We start from the raw sequence: 20,092 nt of genomic DNA on the forward strand, positions 1-20,092 counted from the left end.
AAGGAGAAATCGCTATGCTTGTAAATTTACCTGGTCCATGGAACCCGTGGTTGGGGCGCCTGGCACTCTCCGAAATTCCCTATACGAATCCAATTCTTGCGCCGTTATTCGTGGTCGTGGTGGTGGTCGGACTGCTGATGGTCGCCGGTATTACCTATTATGGGAAGTGGGGTTATCTCTGGAAAGAATGGCTGACCACGGTGGACCATAAAAAACTGGGGATCATGTATATCATTCTTGGCTTGGTCATGCTATTTCGGGGTTTCATTGATGGTCTGATGATGCGCACTCAGCAGGCGATGGCGGTCGGTCCACATGCTTCGGGAATGATGGGCGCCATACACGGTTATCTTACCCCCTTTCATTTTGGCCAGGTTTATAGTGCACATGGCTTGATCATGATTCTCCTGGCGGCCACGCCATTACTGGTCGGTATTATGAATATTGTGATCCCATTGCAGATTGGTGCCCGTGATATGGCCTATCCCTATCTCAATGCCCTCGGATTGTGGATTACGGCGGCGGCCGTTGTGCTGATCATGGCTTCCTTGTTTGTGGGTGATTTTGCCCACAACGGCTGGTTTGGCTATGCACCTATTTTTGAACTGGCCTATAGTCCAGGGGTGGGTGTGGACTACTGGATCTGGACGCTCCAACTGGTGGCGCTCGGCACGACCCTCGGTAGCATCAACTTCATCGCGACCATTGTAAAAATGCGGGCACCAGGAATGAAGTGGTCGCGCCTACCGATGTTTACCTGGACTTCGCTGTCCGCCAACATCATTGCGTTGACCTCTTTTCCCTGTTTGCAGGTGGCGATTGGACTGACGGCAGCTGATCGTTATTTGGGTACGCACTTCTTTACAGCGGGGTTTGGTGGAAACCTTATGCTGTATACCAATCTCTTCTGGCTCTGGGGTCATCCTGAAGTATATTTTGTCATTCTCCCCGCATTCGGAATGATCTCAGAAATCATCCCCACGTTTTCCGAGAAGCCGCTTTTTGGCTATGTCACCATGGTGCTGGCGACTTTTGCCATCGCGGGCGTATCGTGGCTGGTCTGGCTGCATCACTTTTTCACCATGGGTATGGGACCCTATGTGAGTACGGAGTTTAGTGTGGCGACCATGCTGGTGGGGATTCCCACCGGTGTCAAAGTGTTCAACTGGGCATTTACCATGTACCGTGGGCGGCTGACCTATACGGCCGCCATGTGCTGGGCGTTAGGCGCGTTATTTCTGCTGCTGGTGGGCGGTTTGACGGGGATGATGCTGTCTATTCCGGCCATCAATTATATGGTGCATAACAGCGTATTCGTCGTGGCGCACTTTCACATGATGCTCCTGTGCATCGTGTATGCGATTTTCGGCAGCGTCATCTATTGGTTTCCCAAGGTATTCGGCTATAAATTAAACGAGGCCTGGGGCAAGGCCATGTTCTGGCTCTTCAGCGCCGGGACTGCGTTGGTCTTTATTCCCATGTTTATGGAAGGTTTCATGGGGATGACGCGGCGTTTGGATTGGCCGTTTGATCCACACTGGGCACCTTACCTGGATATTCAGGTGCTTGGCATCCTGGTGTATGTGCTTTCCATACTGGCGTTTGTGGTCATGCTGTACGTGAGCATCCGTGATCGTGCGCAACATCGGGCCGCTGCGGATGCCTGGGGAACTTCCCGCTCTCTGGAATGGCTGACAGCGTCGCCCGTGCCGTTTTACAACTTTGCCGTGGTGCCGCAGGTGAATGCCAGGGACGAGGTGGCGTGGCGGCGTGAGCAGGGGCTGTCGGCCCGGCGCGCGAGCCATTACGACGCGATCCATATGCCCAATAACACCGGCATCGCCATCATTATCGGGGGCTTGACCTTTGTCCTGGGATTCGCTCTGACCTGGCGCATCTGGTGGCTCTCCCTGATCAGCCTCCTGGCCATCATCGTCATGATGATCTACCGCTCGGCGAAGGGGGATCCCGGCCATGTCATCCCGGCGGAAGAAGTGGAGTGTATGGATCGTGAGGCGGAACGCGCCATGCCGCGCGCCGATCTGCCCCGGCATTCCGGTGGCGTGCTTGGCGGCGCCATCGCTTACGATTCTGGGGCGGCTGGCGAAGGTTCCGCGAACCTGCGGGGTGCTCCCGATCATCGTCCCTGAAGCGCGCGGTACAGGTGAGGTCGTGATATGACTCACGGCCTCACCTGACCGACAAACAGATAAGGAGTTTTTATGAGTTCTGCAGCAGAGAAAGTGGATCCGGAAAAGGTGGTGCTGTGGGCCGGTGAATATGAAGGACATGACGTGATTTCCACGCGCACCTTCGGATTCTGGTTGTATATATTGAGCGACGGCATGCTTTTCGCCACGCTGTTTGCGGCCTACGGTGTGCTCAGTTATGCGCACAGCTATTATACCGGACCGACGCCCGCGCAATTTGTTGCGCCCTGGTACACCTTCATTCAGACCATGGTGCTGTTTCTCAGTGTGCTCGCCTATGGGTTTTCGATGACCGCACTGAAGCGTGGCAATCGGGCTGGCGTAATCAACGGGTTGCTTGCGGCTGGCGTGTTGGGGGTGGTTTTTCTCGGGCTGGATATCCACGATGTTCTGCGGATGTTCAGTATGCACATCACCCCGCAGACCAGTGGGGGCCTCTCGGCATTCTACATGCTGACCCAGGTACACGCCGCGCATATCTTCTTCGGTTTAATCTGGATGCTGGTGATGATCTACCAGGTGGTGCGTAAAGAATTTACCGAGGATGTCATCGGCCGGCTGATCAGTCTGCGCATGTTCTGGCAGTTCCAGGCGGTTATGTGGGTGTTTATTTACGTGTTTGTCTATTTGTGGGGGTATATGTCATGAGACATGGACACGGTAACCCGTTGGCGCATCCTGAAGTGCAGATGGCCAATAACCGCAGCTATGTGACGGGTTTTATCGTCGCGTCACTGCTCATGGCGGCGGCGACCGTTCTCGTCAGCGGGCATCTATTGCCGCCTTTCGCTCTGTTGCTGGCGATCACGGGTTGCGCCGGACTGGCGATTATCGCACAGGTTTATTTCCTGCTGCACATGGACCTTTCGGAACACAGCATCTGGAACACCGTTGCCCTGATCATGTTTATTCCCTTGTTTGTAATTACGATAGGGTTGACCTGGTGGATGTTCTCGCAGCTGTATCTGCGGACGATGCCCATGATTCCGGGTATGCCTGGGATGCATTGAGAGGGTAAATACCATGCCCATGGGACGGGAGACACCAGACACTGTTCGGTGGCTGAACCCTCCCACGCGATAGAAGGGGAGATGACGTTGGGGCGCCTCGAAGAATCTTCCCATTTCAGCCGTATATGTTAAAATATAACCATTTGAAAATTATGGGGTATGACAGATGACACCACGAAAGAGCGCGATCAAAACCGACCTGTTTGCCGCGAATTACCACCAGCAAGCAGCTCCACGCAGGGGATGGCCATCAATCGAGTCACTGCCTCCTGGTCTTTCTTCCACAGCGTCAAACGCTTTTCAATCTCTGCAGTATCCTTGTCCATCTCTTCAAGGCATTTTAATTGCTAGCGAATCGTGTCCAGCATCATAGGCGATATAGAGTTTTCAGGTGGACCAAAGCGTCTGGAACCTCTTTCAGCCCACTTTGGCGACCTTGCGGCAAATCGCACCAAATTTGTAAAATAAGCCGCTGCTCTGGTTAACTGAGGTACCCTGATTCTTGTGGTTTACTTGGATTGAGCTGGCGGATTAGTAATACCATGGAAGCGGAGTTCTGTGTGGCCTGCCTGGAAGAGGCTCTGCAACGCTATGGTGCGCCGGAGATATCTTCAACACGGACCAAGGCAGCCAGTTCACCTCTGAGGCCTTTACTGGCGTGCTTCAGGCACATGATGTACGGATCAGTATGGATGGCCGCGGTCGGGCCTTGGACAACATATTTGTGGAGAGGCTCTGGCGCACCGTAAAGTACGAGGAGGTCTACATAAAGGGCTATGGCAAAGTGCCGGAGCTGATGATCGGGCTGACCGCCTACTTTGAGTTCTACAATGGTCGCCGTCTGCACCAGTCTCTCGGTTATGCTACACCGGATCAGGTTTGCCTGACCGGCCAAGGCGGCGGGGCCTGTATTGTGGACAAGTATCCAAAGATCGCAGCGTAGCCGTTACTCATGGATGATTTGGGGCAGCGCCATTCCGCTGCAGTGGAAGTAACCGGACCAGCTTAAACTCACCCTCTATCTGTCTTGACCAATGGGTCCACCGTAAGCCCCGATGGTCGGCAGCAGACTGGAAGCGGTCGTTCGCGAACAATTGCAACTTGCCATAAGAACGGTGAAATTCTACCCAGTCTGCAGGTGCCTTTGCTACATTAGGTAACACAAAAAATGTAACCATACTGGGATAGTAGACGGCGAGGCGAGCGTAGACGCAGAAGATCTTTACCATTTCAGCACACAGAAAATAGTACAAAATGAGGAATTGCCTCAGAATATGGATGAAGAGTCTCATAAATATGATGCGTATCCTACTATATTCGTGGACCGCCGCGTCGCTGTTTTATCCGAGACATAAGCATCTTACATTGTATGTTTACAATATCTGGATGACCAAATAGATGTGCATGAGTAAAGGCTTCCAGCGCGCCCATATCTTTCACTAAGACGTGCATATGTAAGCTGCACATATCACTCATAATATAGAGACTTGAAACATCTTTTAGATTGGCTAAAGTTTCTGCTACGATAGCAATTGCTTGGGCGGTCACCTGAACATCAAAAAAGGCAGAGACGCTTCTATCTAATAGTCCAGGGTTTACAACTATTGTAAACTTTTCAATAAATCCATTCCCAATTAAATTTTGTACACGCTCCCTCGCACTTGCACGGGTTATCCCGATACTTCTACCAATATCCGCAAAAGACATTCTACCGTCCTCCACTAGCAAAGCAAGGATTTCATGGTCGGTACTATCCATAACGTATTCTCACAAGTAAAAATCCGGTGATAAGGCAACAAACAATAGAAAAAGAATTGTTGCACGATAAGATATTCAGATTAAACCAACAACGATGTTGACCGCCAGACATAATAGGAGCAAAGAAAATATACGTTTAAGTTTACGCAAAGGCACGCGATGCGACAAATAAACGCCATACGGCGCAAATAGCATTGCTGTACTAGATATGCCAATTAAAGCTGGTACAGAAACATAACCATAACTGCCAGAAGGCAGGCCAGACCGTTCAAGCCCGGACATGATGAAACCGATAGTGCCTAAAACTGCCAACCCAAAGCCCAAAGTCGTTGACGTAGCAATAGCCTTTCGCAAATCAACATTACACCAATGGAAAAATGGAACCAAAATCGTGCCGCCTCCAATTCCTAGTAGAGCAGAAAGCGCTCCTATACCTGTACCAATACTCACAAGGGCGGTTCGAAAAACTCCCCACTTCCAGTAAAATATAGGGAGCCGATTGGAAGGGAGAGCAACCATGGCAGGACTGGTAGGGCAAACAGGATTTTTCCCCGGAGACCGCCGGTTGCGGGAACTGGATTTGCTGGGCGACGGCCTGCCGCTGCTCAACCGGCTCATTCCCTGGGAGCGCTTCCGCCCAATTCTGGAGAGTGTGCCGAAGGCCAAACCCAAAGGGCCGGGAGGGAGGAAGCCCTACGACCGGATGCTGCTCTTCAAGATGATGGTGTTACAGCAACTGCACAATCTCAGCGACGAACAAACCGAATACCAGGTTCGGGATCGCCTCAGTTTTCAGCGTTTCCTGGGGCTTGGGTTGGAGGAAGCCGTACCCGATAACACGACCTTATGGCTATTCCGTGAATCACTGGCCCAGGCCAAACTGACGGAGCGACTGTTCACGGCCTTCCATGCTTTTCTGCGGGAAGCCGGCTACGCCGCACGGGCCGGGCAAATCATCGACGCGAGTTTTGTGACGGTTCCACGGCAACGGATGCACCGGAAGGAGCGGGAACAGGTCAATCAGGGCGAAACGCCCCAGACGTGGCAGGATCAGCCCGCCAAGCGCCGCCAGAAAGACACCGATGCCCGCTGGACCAAAAGAATGGCCGCAGTTTCTTCGGATACAAGAACCATATCAACGTGGACAAGCGCCACAAGCTGATTCATCAGTACATGGTCACGGATGCCGCTGTGCATGACAGTCAGTGCCTGGAAGCGCTTCTGGACCCGGAGAATCAGGGCGTACAGGTTTTTGCGGACAGCGCCTATCGTTCAACGGAAGCGGAGCAAATGCTATGTCAAAAAGGTTACCGCAGCCGAATCCACGAGAAGGCGCAACGCAACCGCCCTTGACCAAGGCCCAGGAGTTGGCCAACACGCGCCGGTCACACCACCGCGCACGGGTTGAGCATGCCTTTGGCGCCATGGTACAGCAGGGTGGTAAGTTTCTGCGCACCATTGGTATGGCTCGCGCTGAAGTCAAAATCGGCATGATGAATCTGGTCTATAACATGCGGCGATTTACCTGCTTAATGCAGCAATCGGTGGCCAGGTAGGGATCAATCCGTCCAAAGCCCACGAAAAAGGCTAAAAATACTGGAAATACGCAGATAAAGTAGGGATAATGCGTAAAAATCGCCTGAAAGTGGCGAGGAAAGGGGGATATTCCATTCTCAAGTCGTGAAATTTTTGTTATTCGAAGTGCCCACAAGAGTTACCTGACCAGGCAATGTCCGATAGGGAGCGGGACGCCATTCAAAAAACAATTGTAAAGCTGCCACTGATAAAAACAAGCCAAACATCACTTTTAAAACTAACCCAGGAATTAGACCCGCAAGATATCCACTAATTAAACTTCCGAGAATGATTCCAGGGGCAAGCTTTCTAGTCAGCACCCAATCAATCGCTCTTCGTCTATGCTGAGCATAAATTGCGGACATTGAAGTGAAAATAATAGTTGACAATGAAGTCCCAATAGCCATATGCGCCACCAAGCCTGCCGGCATACTGCTGCTGCTAAATATTAAGATTAGGATGGGAACCAAGATGATGCCACCGCCAACCCCAAGCATGCCTGACAACACTCCGGCGAATGCACCAGCCAGTAAATAAATAAAAATAATACTCATATTGAATTCCACTTTTATATCACATTAAAAAAACGTAACAAGTCATCTGGATAAGATTTATAGCATGCAACTAAAGGGGTAGTCACAGGGATGCGGGTCGCTCGTATGAATCACGCGATTAGCGTAATAGAAGACGAACTAATAATCACGATCACCGCAAAATTGGTTTCTAAAATAGATAATAGTATATTTCAAAACCCAATAACTATCACTATTAACGTTATTTATAATATTTTTAAAGATGTTTTAAAGCTCCGGTACATTCATTTTTTTTGACAAGAATAAAGTTTGTTTTTTCAAAATGATTGTCAACTTTTTATAAGTCAAAAAAATTTAATTATATCCGGTCTGAACATGGACTTGGGGATAATGGAGTGAACTCCCTTTTTATCATCAACAACTTGTGTAATTCCGAAGTTACAGGCAATGCTAGCAATAGAATAGGCATCATTTCTAGTTAGTTTCTTAATTTTAGTAAGAAACCGTAATGTATCCGCCGCAGTATTACGCATGGCAGCATTAAGATCAACATCAAATCCGTGTACTAGCCATTCATTTGATGTTTCAAGAAGTGGCGTAGGAAAGTAAAAATCTCTGCGAACTTTAACACGAATAACGACATCCAGTGAGGCCTCTATCGCTGTACCATTAAGTTCACCATCACCTTGGGATATATGAGGATCTCCTATGGAAAATAAAGCGCCGTCAACAAAAACTGGATAAAACATTTTCGACCCTGCACCAATTCTCCAATTGTCTATGTTCCCACCATGCGCACCAGGAGGTATTGTGCTAATCCGTCCCGGCAGATCGGGCGCAACGCCTGCTGTCCCAAGGTGATGAGCCATGGTAACAGCTATCCCTTCGCAGGCCGCCTCGTGGCAACAGCATGCATCGTTGACTATTTTCCCAGGATAACTATATTCGTCTGGATAATCATATGCATATACAGCCCGGACAAACATATTTGCCGTGTCTGCACGATATATTGTTACTCTCTCACTCCTATCTGTCTCCTCATAAAGATATCCCCATGGTGCAGCATAGTTAGACCCATACGGATTTCTGACATCCATAGCTAGAAACTCGACTTCAAGCATGTCTCCAGGCTTTGCACCCTGGACATATAGCGGTCCTGTCATAATATGAACACCAGGATTTCTGTCTTCAATTGGTATGTCGGTGAATATTTTTTCTATTCCCTTATCCATCATCAGGTTAGGAGCATCACCAGCATGATGGGTAATTGCTTCCATCATTATTATATCTCCGTCTTTTACAATTTGGACTGGACTTAATGAGGCATCAAAATATCCCCAATGAACATTTTTTGGTGTCGCCACTATTTTGTATAACATAAATCCCTCTATGAGATCTGACATTCCTAAGAATAAATCAATCCGTGCGTCTACATGCAATAACATCAATTTCGACATCGGCATCACCTGCCAATCCACTTACCGCTATGCATGTCCTAGCTGGAAGATCACCGTCTACAAATATTTTCTCGTAAACAACATTAAACTTGTCATACAACTCCATGCTGGATAAGAAGACTCTGCACTGTACTATATTCCGAATAGACATTTGTGAATAGATAAGAATATTTTTAATATTCTCCATTACGACCATGGTTTGATTCTCTATGGAGCCACGCACCCACTCATTAGTTGTAGGATCTATAGGCATTTGTCCAGTAACCATCAGAAAATCGCCACATAGAACTGAATGTGAATATGGCGCTATTCTCTTTGGTGCTCCTGCTACCATGTTAAACTCAACCCGCATTTTGCCTCCTTATAACTGTTTGGCATGCGAAAACTATTGGCCACAAAAATATAGATAAAAAGTCATATTTGTACATTAAAAGGAAAAACACTCTGACCAAATAAAATCACTGGAAAGCTTCTATAAAGCGAATCGTCTGCGGATTCTTAGGATTTAATAATATGTTATCAGAGGTGCCACTTTCTACTATGCCACCATTATTCATGAATACTATTCTATCTCCTAAGCAGCTTGCTACTTTTAGCTGGTGTGTTGTTATTATAATAGACAAATCTTTATTGCCCTTTAGCACATTGACAAGGTCAATCACACCATTCACAGACTCAGGATCTAGCGCCGAGGTTGGCTCATCCATCAGAAGCACTTTGGGTTTTATAACTAATGCTCTTGCGATCGCAACACGTTGTTGCTGGCCGCCAGAGAGATGCTTAGGCAATTTATTGGCATGAGACTTTAATCCAACAGAATTTAGGGCTTCAGTGGCAACATCTCTTGCGTATTTATTGGGTATTTTGTAAGAAGAAGTTAATGCGAGCATTACATTCTCTGTGGAAGTTAGATGCTCGAAAAGATTAAAATTCTGAAATACAACAGTGATGCCACCTGCTTTACGCTCCTCAGCCATCTTATCAGCATCATAAAATGATCGCTTTGATGAGTCGAATGAAAACGTTCTCGTTCCAATCCTCATGCTACCACCGTCAGGCAATTCTAAAAGACCTATGCAACGCAACAAGGTACTTTTTCCAGCCCCACTTGAACCAAGCAAAACGGTTGTGGTAGCGGTAGGGAGAGTTAGATTTATATTTGCTATTGCAATATTTCCACCGTATGCTTTATGCAAATTTTTTATTTCTATATAGTTGCCAGGAGCTTTGTCTCTTATATCAGCATAGTTTGACCTAGATTCTAAGATTTGCATGTTCACCTGATTAACTACTTTTTTTAAATCAGAATCGGCAATTTCTGGTTTTCTCCATGTGTTTTTACTGAAGTAGCTCATAAACCTATACTTCTTGTTCGACTTAATACCTTCGTGATTTAAAATCCTTTCAAATCCTTCCTGAGCCAAGCTCACTGCTCCAGTTAAAACCAAATACCAAACCCCAGCCGCAAAAAATATTGAGAAGAAGTCGAATGTAGATGATGCTAGCTGGGTACTCCTCAGCGTTAATTCAGGAACAGCTATGACCATTGCTAGTGCTGAGTTTTTTAACGTTGATATTGTTTCATTACCTATACCTGGGAGTGCTGCACGAAAAGCCTGCGGCCAGATGATATAAACTGATCTATGCAGCTTGGTTAGCCCCAGAGTTTCACCAGCCATTACTTGTCCATTACCTACACTCGAAAGAGCACTTCTTATTAATTCTGAAATGAACGGTGCTTCATTAGCTGCCAGCGCTAGGCCTCCCGCAAAAATTCCCGGTAACATTATGCCTATATAAGGTAATGCATCGTAGGCAAAAACCATTTGTAATATCAGAGGTGTACCTCTAAATATTCCAACATATATTTTAGCAAGAAGAGCTAATAGTCTTATCCGAGAGTGTTGCAATCCAGCCAGTATAATACCAAAAAAAGCGCCGCCAAACAGGCCCAGAAAAGTTACGTATATTGTAATTTTAATACCTCCGAGGAGGTACTTCATAAATAAATAGTGGAGAAAAAGGTGCATTTAGCGATTCCTTTTCTATTTTGACGTAACAACTCTTGGGGTCTCTTGGAGGTTCGTAGGAAGCCCCCATTTCTTTAGCAGAATTTTCTGAATACCCGCTTTTTGAATAATAACTAGTGCGGATTTGAAAGCAGGCAGTTCTGTCTTGTTATCTTTTGGAACTGCAAGACCTAAAGAATACGGCAACTTTAAGTTTGCTGCATTCATTAATTTTGATGGGTTTTTATCAACTGCATGATCTACTGTATTAGCATCATTAAAGTAGGCATTGGCTCTACCATTTAAGACCGCCTCAAAACAATCTGCATTGTTGTTGAACAGTAACACATGCGGTGGGGCTTTTTGTATGGCCGTACACTTTGGTCCAACAGCATTAACCAAAAGTACTTCCACAAAACCTGTATTTTCGGCAACGGTATGCCCACAAAGTGACGTGTTAATGCCTGTAATGTGAAGCGGATTCCCTTTTGCTACAAGACTTCCGACATATACTTTCCCATACGTAATGAAGTTTGCAGCTTTAGCTCTTAGTTTTGTGGCATACATGTCGGACATTACAAAACTTGCACGGCCAGCCTGTAGCGTTGGCAGCAGTGCATCAAAAGCAACCGGTTTGTACGCTACTTTAAAACCTAGGCAACCTCCTATAGCTTTCGCTAAATCTACATCAAAACCTATATATTTAGTAGGATTGTTCGGATCAAGGGACTCGTAACCTGGTGTATACGGAGTCAGCGCCTGCGTAAGCGTTTTTCCATCGAATCCAGGATATTGATGTTGGAGGGCCACGCATGCAGGCAGATTGGTTGATGCGAATGCAGTAAGCGGTAGTGTGAGAAGGCTCAACGATAGTGCCACGTTTCTAATAGTGTTCATCTCATCTCCTTAAAAAGTTGTGGATGACTAGAAGTTGTATATCAGCATCAGTCTATTTTGGAAGAAATTAGGTAGATTTGTTCCTGGTAACTTCGTTGCAAAATTTGCGATATTTTTAACTCTTAGGCCATGTACATGGGAAAACTTATATGACGTTATAAGGCTTATATCGCGGAAATTAGAGTAAATTTGTGAGGTGCGCATGTGCAGGTATATAAAGCGCAGTTGTGTAAACAAGTTTTTTATTCCTGTGTAATAAAAATGTACCCCATAGGCGGAACCCGAGCCAAAGTCTTCTGTACTGTCGGTTATTGGCTGGGAAAACAATGGGCCAGAATCAGTTGTTGAATTATATGGTGTTACCAGTCCCCCATAGTTAAATGTCCCAGGATGTGCTGGGAGGTAGTCATATGTGAACACAACCTTAATCGGCTTATATGCCATGCCAACTTCACCACCATATAGTTGTGCGTTGACTGAACCAAGAAAGCCATTTTTCTTTCCAGCGTGCATCAACTGAACGCCAAATAGGCCCTTAATAGATCCCATTTCTACTGAATTTATAGATTGCGCCAAATACAGCCTAGCATATTGATAATAATCCCAAAACCATAAGCTGTCGTTTGATTTTATTCCGGGATCACCTAGTATCCTTCCATTATAGGCTGCGCCTACGCTTAAAAAACCGGAAGATGCTCGATCTAATATGTTTGGTTTATAAGTACTGTATACGGTCCCTCTGTTATACTGACTTTGGTTGACATATCGGAAACGAAAAATCCGCGTGGCATAAAAAGTTAATCCAGTCATAGGACTAGTTTTTATGTGAACACCTTGAAATGTCATTGGCAACAACCTTATTCCCATGGCAGAACTGTTCCATGGAGTGTTTTTCAACTCGAAGTCTCCGACTTTAAATGTTGTTCTATAATTATGGTATTTAATATAGGCTTGACCTAATGCCGTCACGGATGGCCCCAGAGTTCTTGACACATGGTTTGGGTTTGATGCATGAAGACCGAGACCACTTTGCACCAGTGGCTCTACAGCGACACTAAATCCGTCATATGTTGGTGTCCCAAGGAATAGTCCTCCACCTTCTGTTAATGTATATTGGTTATATTTAGAGAATTGATTATTTATTGATGTCCAGTCATATGAAGCAATAAATCCTTTGATGGTCGATCCAACCAACCAAGCTGGGGTTGCGGCTGATGCTATCCGTGTCATGCCAGTTAGACTTAGAATGCAAGTCGATATAATTGCGGTACGTTTTATCATTTTTAACCTGTTATTTATCATGCTGAAAAGTATGAGATTCTTTAACTGCTTCATGCTCATCGTTTATAAAACATAATTTCTTCAAGTTGATCTGGTAGACTATCAAAATCTTTTGTTTGGTGTAGTTATAAAGGCAAGTATGCTCCTTTGCCCCACGAAAATAACTTCAAGCATGGTTTTCACATTGGGGTTACATATTTAATTTTCCATCGCGTTTAACGTTGAAGAAATCTCTATCCTTCGTCTGTCAAATAATTGTTTACTTTACTGCTCAATAAGTCGATTTGGTTCAACTGGGTTGCCACATCGACAACCTACCACAAGCAATAGACGTGCCAAGTAAATCTTCTTACCGCCTCATGTAATATTTTGTTTTTGGATTACTCTTAACATTAAGGTCTGAATGCCGGAAGATCACAACCTCATTGCGAAGCCTGTGACTTGCTATCTGCATGAAACACATAAATAAAACTATCTATTTAGGCGGCGATAGATCTTTGATTCGAGGCGCAGTTTTTTATATCGAGGGTGGCTAAGGAACTACCAATCGCATTAGAGAATGGTGAATCTCAACATAAATAGTCAGTTGTATGATCACCTTGATACAGGCTATTGCACTATTTTGTTCGCACAGATTTTGTGCATTAACTTACGTTGTCTGGTGTAAGGCGTCATAAATATTCACATGTCACCATATTACAACTAAAATCGGATATTATTTCTTTAATTCTCCCCGAACCGTGCACAATGTATGTCTGCACCATACAATCACTGCATGCACCAAAGTAGTGCATGTTTTGCGTGGCGGTCTTGTTTCCCTAAATTTAGATGGGTCATCTTTTCATCACCTCCTATGAGAGGTGCCGATATGACCTGGCAAACAATGAGTAGAATTGCGTCATGGGCTTTCTTGTGTGGTTAGTCTTTGATATCTATCCATAATGAATCGAATGTCTACGCTGATTACCAGTCAGCTTCATATGACTCACTGGCATGAATCATCGAGACGTGACCACCGTAGCCGACGCGGTACTGCTGTAGGGACGGCGAGTGATTCATTATCGAAAGCCAAGTTCTTTAAAAGGGGACCTCAGATTCGTATGCGGCACACATCTCCTGCGGCTGGTTTTTCAGAGTATACCGCCTGCCCAAAGGCTAGATGGAGCTGCTTGGACCAGCGAGATGAGTTTCCTGGCAGGTGAATGACTGCTTCCGCTGCTTATGTGTATGTATACATAAGCAGCGTTATGTATACCTCGTGATTATGTATAGTGCGCATGTCGAGCTGGCTGTAAGCCCTGTCAATGCTCGCCATTTGGTAGGAGCGGTATCGCGTGATGCTATACATAAAATTGGTCGGTTCGGTGTGTAGTCACCACGACAGGGCTCCGCATGCGCCACAGATCAACACCCCAGCTACCGGTCTGATCCATGGCCACAATGCTGATCAGAGATCTTTGGATCACCATTAACTTACTGCTCGGGAAGGTGGTTGCCTGTGAATCCTAGCACTTCTTCCGATCCGGAAGCCTGACACCAATATTCGGCACCGCCGGTGGGCAGTCATCTTGCTGGAGTCTCCAAAATGGCGTTTATTATGTAGAGCTCGCGAGCACAATTCGGCCCTACAACCCAGGCGTAGCAAGGCTCGCAACTGTACCACTATACATAATCGCGAGGTATACATAACGCTGCCCTGCCGCCGTTGGCGGCTTGATCATCGACTGCAAACTGATTGTGGCCGTTCATTGGCGGTGATCACATTACATTATCCGTATAGTCCACCATAGGGCCAACGTATTCCAGTCTCATCCGGCCACGAATTCCACGGTCATCCATAGGCAGCGGCGACGTTGTGTAGTTTTATTTATCATGACCTCTTTTGCGGAGCAGGGAGGTTTTTATGGAGCGACTATTCATGCGCAAGAGGCAGGATATGGACCGAGCCTTCTTGGCGGTGCATCGGCATAGCGCGACCACTTATGGTGTCGCATCAACACCGAAGGTTTTCCACAGCCCTTGTTGGCCGACACTCGAAACCCATATTTTTCGATCTCCGGGGTTTTTCCGTATCCATCCAGACTCCTGGAAGCGCGTCATCAAAGCGGCCCCCAGCGCTCCACCGATATGGGGTCGACGCTCGCTCCAATCGATACAGCGCCGCGCGAAAAGCCGCTGCTGATGACGTAGGGCGGGCAGATCCAACCCGAAAGCCGCGAATCCATGTTCGCCAATCTCTGTAACCTGATAATCGCGTTCCTGGAGGTTTATCCACCCGTTGCGCCGTAGGGTATCTGCCAAGGCGACCGCAAGACTCCCCGCCAGATGATCGTAACAACTCCGTGCTTGGCACAATGGATCCACTGCGGCGCGGTCTGGGCGATTCTTGAGGATCGGCGGGCCGGATAGTGCCATCAGACTCTCCAGGATTTCGGCCACCGCCGGACTGGCCAAACGATAGTAGCGGTAGCGTAGACAGCGTTCCACCGCAAGCAGTCCACCATCCACCATCCGGGCCAAATGGTGGCTAGCGGTCTGGGGGGTCACCCCTGCCCGGTAGGCCAGTTCACTGGCGGGTAACGCGTCGCCTCCAACCAGGGCCCAGGCCATGGCTGCACGGGCCGGAACGCCTAGCAACGCGACCACTTTGTGCAGCTCCATGTGCGCACTCCCTCCTTATTCCATATTTCGATCATCATCGAAACCAGTGATTCCTTCACGGGAGTATAGTGGCTGCTCTTTCGTGAACGCGCAAAAAAAGGAGAATGTCATGTCCCTGCACCCCATCATCGCCACGCCAGAGCAGATTCCGTGGATCCCCGGCAGCCAGGCACTGGGGGATCTGTCCCTCTTCCAAGGCGAGGAAACGGTTCATTTCAAGGTATTGAGCGACCGCCGATCCGAAGGCGGCGGCATGGCGCAGATCGTCCGCTTCTCCCCACCCCCAGGAATGCTCATCAAGATCGTGGCGAACGCCCGCTCCGACGAACACATCTACATTCTCGCTGGCGGCCACGGTGACAAGTCGGGACGGCAGCGTCTTTTCCCGGGGGACTACCTTCTGCACCCGGCAGGGTTGGCTCATGGCGCTTTTTTGGCCATCGAGACCACCGGGTATCAGGTCTATAGCGGAGAACCGGACGAGCTTGTCGATTTTCAGGTCATTCCGATCGGCGGCTAGGGATATGGTCAAGGGGTCAAGGGCTCGCTGCGTATCATTCCGAGCGTGTAAAAGCACGTGTCATTGAGAGACAACACGTGCCATCACAGCGTTTTCAGAAAATAGGCGCTGAGCAAATGCTGGAGCAAAATGACAAAATCGGTGATGTTCACTGGCGAACTATCGAACTCGATGGAGCCATGAGCCATAATAATCCACTGGCACGGTAATGACCGGCATGGGAAAAAAGGGTTCGTTACACCCTGGTTTAATGACAAAGGATGTTCATGATCAAGTCTTACGATAGCATATGGATGTTTTCCGTCGCCCTTTTTGTTCTTCTCATTGTTTTTGTGCGTTTTGGTTACCATCTCGGCCGACAACAGAGAAGCCGGTCCGGCGACAACGATAATAACGGGGTCAGCCACATCAATGGAACCGTATTTACCCTGATCGGACTACTTTGCCCCGGTGGGATCCCCAGCCGCACATACGGCGTATTTGCAGAGCCTCAAATTGCAGGCTGCCCTTTGGCAACAAGGCACGTCCGCAGCCCTCTGGCCACGAACAACACAGCCATCGTCAGTCTGATGGCATGGCGCTCAATGCGACATTCGACATGACTACAACGCGACTGGTTGCTGCGCGTACCCACCCGCCCCTAATCATCTTCATCGTATTATTCGGCGTGGCGCTGATAGCTGCCCTGCTTGCGGGCTACGGCATGGCCTCCAGTCCCAAGATATCCTGGCTACAGACTATTCTCTTTGCCTCGGCACTCTCTGTTACCTTGTTCACCATCATGGATATGGAATATCCCCGGTTGGGTTTTATCCGTGTGGACTTTGCCGACCGTGTACTCGTGGACAGTTTGCAGGGGATGCGGCATTGAATAGGTTCCCTTCGCAGATGGCCGTGATATGGGGGCACAGGTTCAAATCGTTCGTGGCCACATCAGCAGGTCTCGGCTGGATGACCCTCGCCCTGCAGTTCTACCTGTCCCTGCAATTGTCCATCGCGCACGGTAAGGGCGTGTTTGGCGGGCTGGTCATCTATTTCAGCTTCTTCACCATCCTGACGAACTTTCTGGTGGCGTTGGCGCTGACCGCCTCTCTGCTGCGGGTACGATCTAGCGTTGCCGAATTCTTTACGCGACCGGGGGTGAATACAGGTATTGCGGCAAGCATCGCCCTGGTGGGTATCGCCTACGCCCTGCTTCTGCAACATCTATGGCACCCTGAAGGGCTCCAACTCGTGGCCGATATGCTACTCCATTATGTCATGCCGTTGCTCTTTCTGGTCTACTGGTGGGTTGCCGTCCCGAGAGGGGATGTGCGCTGGACGAGTGTTTTCACCTGGATGCTCTACCCGGTCCTCTATTTTGTGTATGCCATGACACGCGGCGCCCTGTCCGGTGTTTACCCCTATCCATTCATTAATGCGGCGGAACTGGGCTACGAGCAAGCCTTGGCAAATGCCTTGGGGGTTTTGGTGGGTTTTATTGCGCTCGCACTGCTTCTGGTTACCGTGGAGCGATTCAAGGGGGACGCCACATCCAGCACGAAGCACTGCCACAGGCGTAACAAATGGTAATACCGATACCGGGCACTGGTTGTGGGTCGAAAATCAGCTATTGGCAGGCCATCCGTACCGACCCAGGCCGGCCCGTGATGGATGACGAGGCGGCGGACATGCCACGGTAGATTTGTCCAACCAACAAATCGATTGAACATAATAAAAAATTAAGTGATTCCTGACATGAAGTTGCATGACTTAGCCGATTTTTTATGACATAGGTACCACGGTGGCCAGCATCAAACACGGACGAAGTTGCCGCCGAATCCTATCCGACGCTCAAACGCGAAAAGGTCCCGCCAAAGAATCGACAGGACCCATCGCAAACAATCGGCGCGAGAATTACTTCATCATCGCCTTCTTGAACATCCGCTCTACCTTCACGTTGGCCTCATCAGCCTTCTGATTGGCGACGTTGGCTGTGTTCATCGCCTGACCAGCAGTGCTCTGCGCAGCGTTAGCCTTGCTCAGCGCGTCTGTCGCGGTGCTCTGCGCGGAATTGGCCTTGGCCAAAGCCTCGTTGGCGGTGGACTGTGCGGCGTCAGCCTTGGCAGCAACTTTGCCGAGGTCAGAGGTGGTCGCACAACCGGCCAAGCCCAAGGGCAAAATCAGCGCGGTTACTTTCAAGGCGGTGGTGAACTTGCTCATGGTAGTTTCCTTTATTAGGTTGGATAATAGGCGGGAAAAGCATAGCTAAAAAACAACAACACACTAGTCTTTAGCATGTTTTTCGACGATAGCCACAAACTTGCAGCCCTGAATCAGCGACCATGCAACAGTATGATGCAAAAGGTCTCCCTAACAAACAATTAATGGGATAACAAGCTTATGACAAACAAAATGCATGGTGGATGCCTCTGTGGAGATGTTCTATATGAGGCTACAGGGATGCGGTTTTCTTGGGGAACGGCTACTGCCGCGATTGCCAGAGAACATCTGGTGGAGCATTTACACCAGCGATATTTATGCCAGATGGTTCCGTGAAAATATACGGGGAAGCCAAATGCTACGAACCAATAGCCGACAGCGGTAAGAAAGATAGTCGCGGGTTCTGCCCTAAATGTGGCTCTCAATTATTCGAAAATTGGAGCGGTATCTTGGTCTCTTAGGACTGCGTGCTGGCACACTAGATGATGCTTCACTGTTCAAGCCAAACGTTGATATATTCACATCTAGTGCGGCACATTGGGATTTTATGAATCCCGATCTTCCGAAGTTCCAACGGGAACAGAGCTAAAATATAAATCTCAGCACTGCTCAGTTGCTTACCTTAAGATGGAGTCATCTCTCATGACTAAAAATAAAACTGATAAGAATTTTTCACGCCACCTCATTGTGGTGGGCGGTTATGGCGTAGTGGGAAACGGCGTTGTCGATGCAATTTCTCCGTTACCAAACTGGAGGGTGACGACCGTGGCACGTCGCGAAGCCCCCCACAAATTGTTGAATGGCAAAATTGCACCACCACATGTTCAGGTTGACTTGCTGGACCTGGCATCTACGAAGAAAGCATTCTCTAGCTTGACCACAGTCACGGATATTGTGTTTTGCGCCTATACGGAGCGTGATACTATGGCCGCGACTATTGCCCCCAATGTCACCATGTTAAGCAACACCATCACCACTTTAAAAGATGTAGGAGCCAATCTGAATCATGTCGTGCTGATTGGTGGTGGCAAATCTTATGGTGAGCACCTCGGTCCCTACAAAACACCTGCGAAGGAAAGTGATGCGCGCTTCCTGGGGCCTATCTTCTACAATGACCAAGAAGACATTTTGTGGGAGCAGGCCGAACGAGATCGGTTTAGCTGGACCGTCCTGCGACCGGACGGTGTGATCGGACCAAGTATCGGTTCGCCAATGAATATGCTAACGGGGTTAGCGAGTTTTGCTTCGATCAGTCGAGAACTTTGTGTTCCTCTCCGCTTTCCCGGCAGTCTCGGTGCGTGGTCGGCGTTGCATCAAATGACTGACGTAGGGGTACTGGCCGAAGCCGTTCTCTGGTCATTATCGACGAAGACTGCGCGCAATGAGATTTTTAATGTCACTAATGGTGATAATTTTCGGTGGCAGCATCTTTGGTCAGAAATAGCCGAATTTTTCGATATGCCAACCGCGACACCTCAGCCGATGCTGCTCTCTGAGCAGATGTCCGACAAAGCTTCAATATGGGAGAGAATTGTCAAAAAGAATAAACTTCAGGCGACGCCTTGGGCAGAAATTGCCGCATGGCCATTCCTTGATGGTTGGCTGAATACCGACTTTGACATGGTTCAAAGCACAATCAAAATTAGGAGTGCGGGCTTTACAGGCTGCATCGACACACATGAGAGCATAGTGCAGCACCTAGGCCACATGCGCGAATATCGCCTCATTCCATGATTTAGATGCGCTCACGGTGGGGTTTGAGTTAGGATAACTGGATTTTGGCGATTTTAGCTTGCCACTCACTTTAATGAACGTTTTATGACGCCTCTATTTTATGATACTTTTAGGGCCATTTCTGGCCCTGAGTGTGTCGATAAAGCCGTCTATCTTTCTATGTCCAGCAAACGTCACCCAACTGTGATGGGTGCTGACCACCAACTTTTGTACGTCCGGTTACGCTGCCCTGTGGACATTCGAAT

Annotated in this window: 19 protein-coding genes and 3 pseudogenes; 10 read left to right on the forward strand and 12 right to left on the reverse strand. The window is 48.1% G+C overall.

What is annotated here, in order from left to right:
- Positions 1–14 precede the first annotated feature (14 nt).
- From H2515_RS03490 to H2515_RS03500, 3 genes are all read left to right on the forward strand, one after another.
- Positions 15–2,150: a cbb3-type cytochrome c oxidase subunit I gene (locus H2515_RS03490; protein WP_198660918.1), complete on the forward strand. Its 2,136-nt coding sequence runs from the start codon at positions 15–17 to the stop codon at positions 2,148–2,150.
- A gap of 72 nt (positions 2,151–2,222) precedes the next feature.
- Positions 2,223–2,858, forward strand: a complete 636-nt coding sequence (locus H2515_RS03495; RefSeq protein WP_014029927.1) for a cytochrome c oxidase subunit 3 — start codon at positions 2,223–2,225, stop codon at positions 2,856–2,858.
- Positions 2,855–3,220 (forward strand): cytochrome o ubiquinol oxidase subunit IV, encoded by a 366-nt coding sequence (locus tag H2515_RS03500; protein ID WP_035192239.1) that lies wholly within the window; start codon positions 2,855–2,857, stop codon positions 3,218–3,220. Before H2515_RS03495 ends, H2515_RS03500 begins: the two co-directional genes overlap by 4 nt.
- Positions 3,221–3,444: 224 nt before the next feature.
- On the opposite strand, the pseudogene H2515_RS03505 reads toward H2515_RS03500, so the two are convergent.
- A pseudogene (locus H2515_RS03505) lies at positions 3,445–3,709 on the reverse strand (IS110 family transposase); the annotation flags it as partial.
- Between the two features lie 29 nt (positions 3,710–3,738).
- Here H2515_RS03505 and H2515_RS03510 point away from each other — a divergent pair.
- Positions 3,739–4,163, forward strand: a pseudogene (locus H2515_RS03510) (transposase); the annotation flags it as partial.
- 368 nt (positions 4,164–4,531) lie between these two features.
- Here the strand turns inward: H2515_RS03510 and H2515_RS03515 are convergent.
- Both H2515_RS03515 and H2515_RS03520 read right to left on the reverse strand, forming a co-directional pair.
- Complete coding sequence (locus H2515_RS03515; protein WP_198660919.1) at positions 4,532–4,978, reverse strand: Lrp/AsnC family transcriptional regulator; 447 nt, start codon at positions 4,976–4,978, stop codon at positions 4,532–4,534.
- Positions 4,979–5,053: 75 nt separating this feature from the next.
- Complete coding sequence (locus H2515_RS03520) at positions 5,054–5,428, reverse strand: sulfite exporter TauE/SafE family protein (protein WP_232821533.1); 375 nt, start codon at positions 5,426–5,428, stop codon at positions 5,054–5,056.
- 67 nt (positions 5,429–5,495) lie between these two features.
- On the opposite strand from H2515_RS03520, the pseudogene H2515_RS16465 reads away from it, so the two are divergent.
- Positions 5,496–6,534: pseudogene (locus H2515_RS16465) on the forward strand (IS5 family transposase).
- A gap of 117 nt (positions 6,535–6,651) precedes the next feature.
- On the opposite strand, the gene H2515_RS03540 reads toward H2515_RS16465, so the two are convergent.
- The 7 genes from H2515_RS03540 to H2515_RS03570 form a co-directional block, all read right to left on the reverse strand.
- Complete coding sequence (locus H2515_RS03540) at positions 6,652–7,107, reverse strand: sulfite exporter TauE/SafE family protein (RefSeq protein ID WP_232821534.1); 456 nt, start codon at positions 7,105–7,107, stop codon at positions 6,652–6,654.
- Positions 7,108–7,430: 323 nt separating this feature from the next.
- Positions 7,431–8,543 carry an acetamidase/formamidase family protein gene (locus tag H2515_RS03545; protein ID WP_232821535.1) on the reverse strand — a complete coding sequence of 371 codons (1,113 nt, stop codon included), beginning with the start codon at positions 8,541–8,543 and terminating at the stop codon, positions 7,431–7,433.
- Positions 8,503–8,895, reverse strand: coding sequence for a Rid family detoxifying hydrolase (locus H2515_RS03550; protein ID WP_198660920.1), 393 nt, complete (start codon positions 8,893–8,895; stop codon positions 8,503–8,505). Before H2515_RS03550 ends, H2515_RS03545 begins: the two co-directional genes overlap by 41 nt.
- A gap of 106 nt (positions 8,896–9,001) precedes the next feature.
- Positions 9,002–10,573, reverse strand: coding sequence for an amino acid ABC transporter permease/ATP-binding protein (locus tag H2515_RS03555; protein WP_198660921.1), 1,572 nt, complete (start codon positions 10,571–10,573; stop codon positions 9,002–9,004).
- Positions 10,574–10,588: 15 nt separating this feature from the next.
- Complete coding sequence (locus H2515_RS03560) at positions 10,589–11,449, reverse strand: ABC transporter substrate-binding protein (protein WP_198660922.1); 861 nt, start codon at positions 11,447–11,449, stop codon at positions 10,589–10,591.
- A gap of 27 nt (positions 11,450–11,476) precedes the next feature.
- Complete coding sequence (locus H2515_RS03565; protein WP_232821536.1) at positions 11,477–12,730, reverse strand: OprD family outer membrane porin; 1,254 nt, start codon at positions 12,728–12,730, stop codon at positions 11,477–11,479.
- Positions 12,731–14,710: 1,980 nt separating this feature from the next.
- Positions 14,711–15,391: an ArsR/SmtB family transcription factor gene (locus H2515_RS03570; RefSeq protein WP_014027884.1), complete on the reverse strand. Its 681-nt coding sequence runs from the start codon at positions 15,389–15,391 to the stop codon at positions 14,711–14,713.
- A gap of 109 nt (positions 15,392–15,500) precedes the next feature.
- On the opposite strand from H2515_RS03570, the gene H2515_RS03575 reads away from it, so the two are divergent.
- Positions 15,501–15,911: a hypothetical protein gene (locus H2515_RS03575; RefSeq protein WP_198660924.1), complete on the forward strand. Its 411-nt coding sequence runs from the start codon at positions 15,501–15,503 to the stop codon at positions 15,909–15,911.
- Between the two features lie 83 nt (positions 15,912–15,994).
- On the opposite strand, the gene H2515_RS03580 is transcribed toward H2515_RS03575, so the two are convergent.
- Positions 15,995–16,318, reverse strand: a complete 324-nt coding sequence (locus H2515_RS03580) for a hypothetical protein (protein ID WP_198660925.1) — start codon at positions 16,316–16,318, stop codon at positions 15,995–15,997.
- A 191-nt stretch (positions 16,319–16,509) separates the two neighbouring features.
- Here H2515_RS03580 and H2515_RS03585 point away from each other — a divergent pair, with 191 nt between their 5' ends.
- Both H2515_RS03585 and H2515_RS03590 read left to right on the forward strand, forming a co-directional pair.
- On the forward strand, positions 16,510–16,782 hold the full coding sequence (locus H2515_RS03585; RefSeq protein ID WP_198660926.1) for a hypothetical protein: 273 nt from the start codon (positions 16,510–16,512) through the stop codon (positions 16,780–16,782).
- A gap of 53 nt (positions 16,783–16,835) precedes the next feature.
- Positions 16,836–17,483 carry a Pr6Pr family membrane protein gene (locus tag H2515_RS03590; RefSeq protein WP_198660927.1) on the forward strand — a complete coding sequence of 216 codons (648 nt, stop codon included), beginning with the start codon at positions 16,836–16,838 and terminating at the stop codon, positions 17,481–17,483.
- A gap of 324 nt (positions 17,484–17,807) precedes the next feature.
- Here the strand turns inward: H2515_RS03590 and H2515_RS03595 are convergent, their stop codons facing one another.
- Complete coding sequence (locus tag H2515_RS03595) at positions 17,808–18,113, reverse strand: Lpp/OprI family alanine-zipper lipoprotein (RefSeq protein WP_085537857.1); 306 nt, start codon at positions 18,111–18,113, stop codon at positions 17,808–17,810.
- Between the two features lie 317 nt (positions 18,114–18,430).
- Here H2515_RS03595 and H2515_RS16000 point away from each other — a divergent pair, with 317 nt between their 5' ends.
- Positions 18,431–18,574: a GFA family protein gene (locus H2515_RS16000; RefSeq protein ID WP_231551025.1), complete on the forward strand. Its 144-nt coding sequence runs from the start codon at positions 18,431–18,433 to the stop codon at positions 18,572–18,574.
- A gap of 181 nt (positions 18,575–18,755) precedes the next feature.
- Positions 18,756–19,847 (forward strand): SDR family oxidoreductase, encoded by a 1,092-nt coding sequence (locus H2515_RS03605; RefSeq protein ID WP_198660928.1) that lies wholly within the window; start codon positions 18,756–18,758, stop codon positions 19,845–19,847.
- Positions 19,848–20,092: the final 245 nt, after the last annotated feature.

This window comes from Acidithiobacillus ferrivorans (genome assembly GCF_016250455.1).
Classification (GTDB): Bacteria; Pseudomonadota; Gammaproteobacteria; order Acidithiobacillales; family Acidithiobacillaceae; genus Acidithiobacillus; species Acidithiobacillus ferrivorans.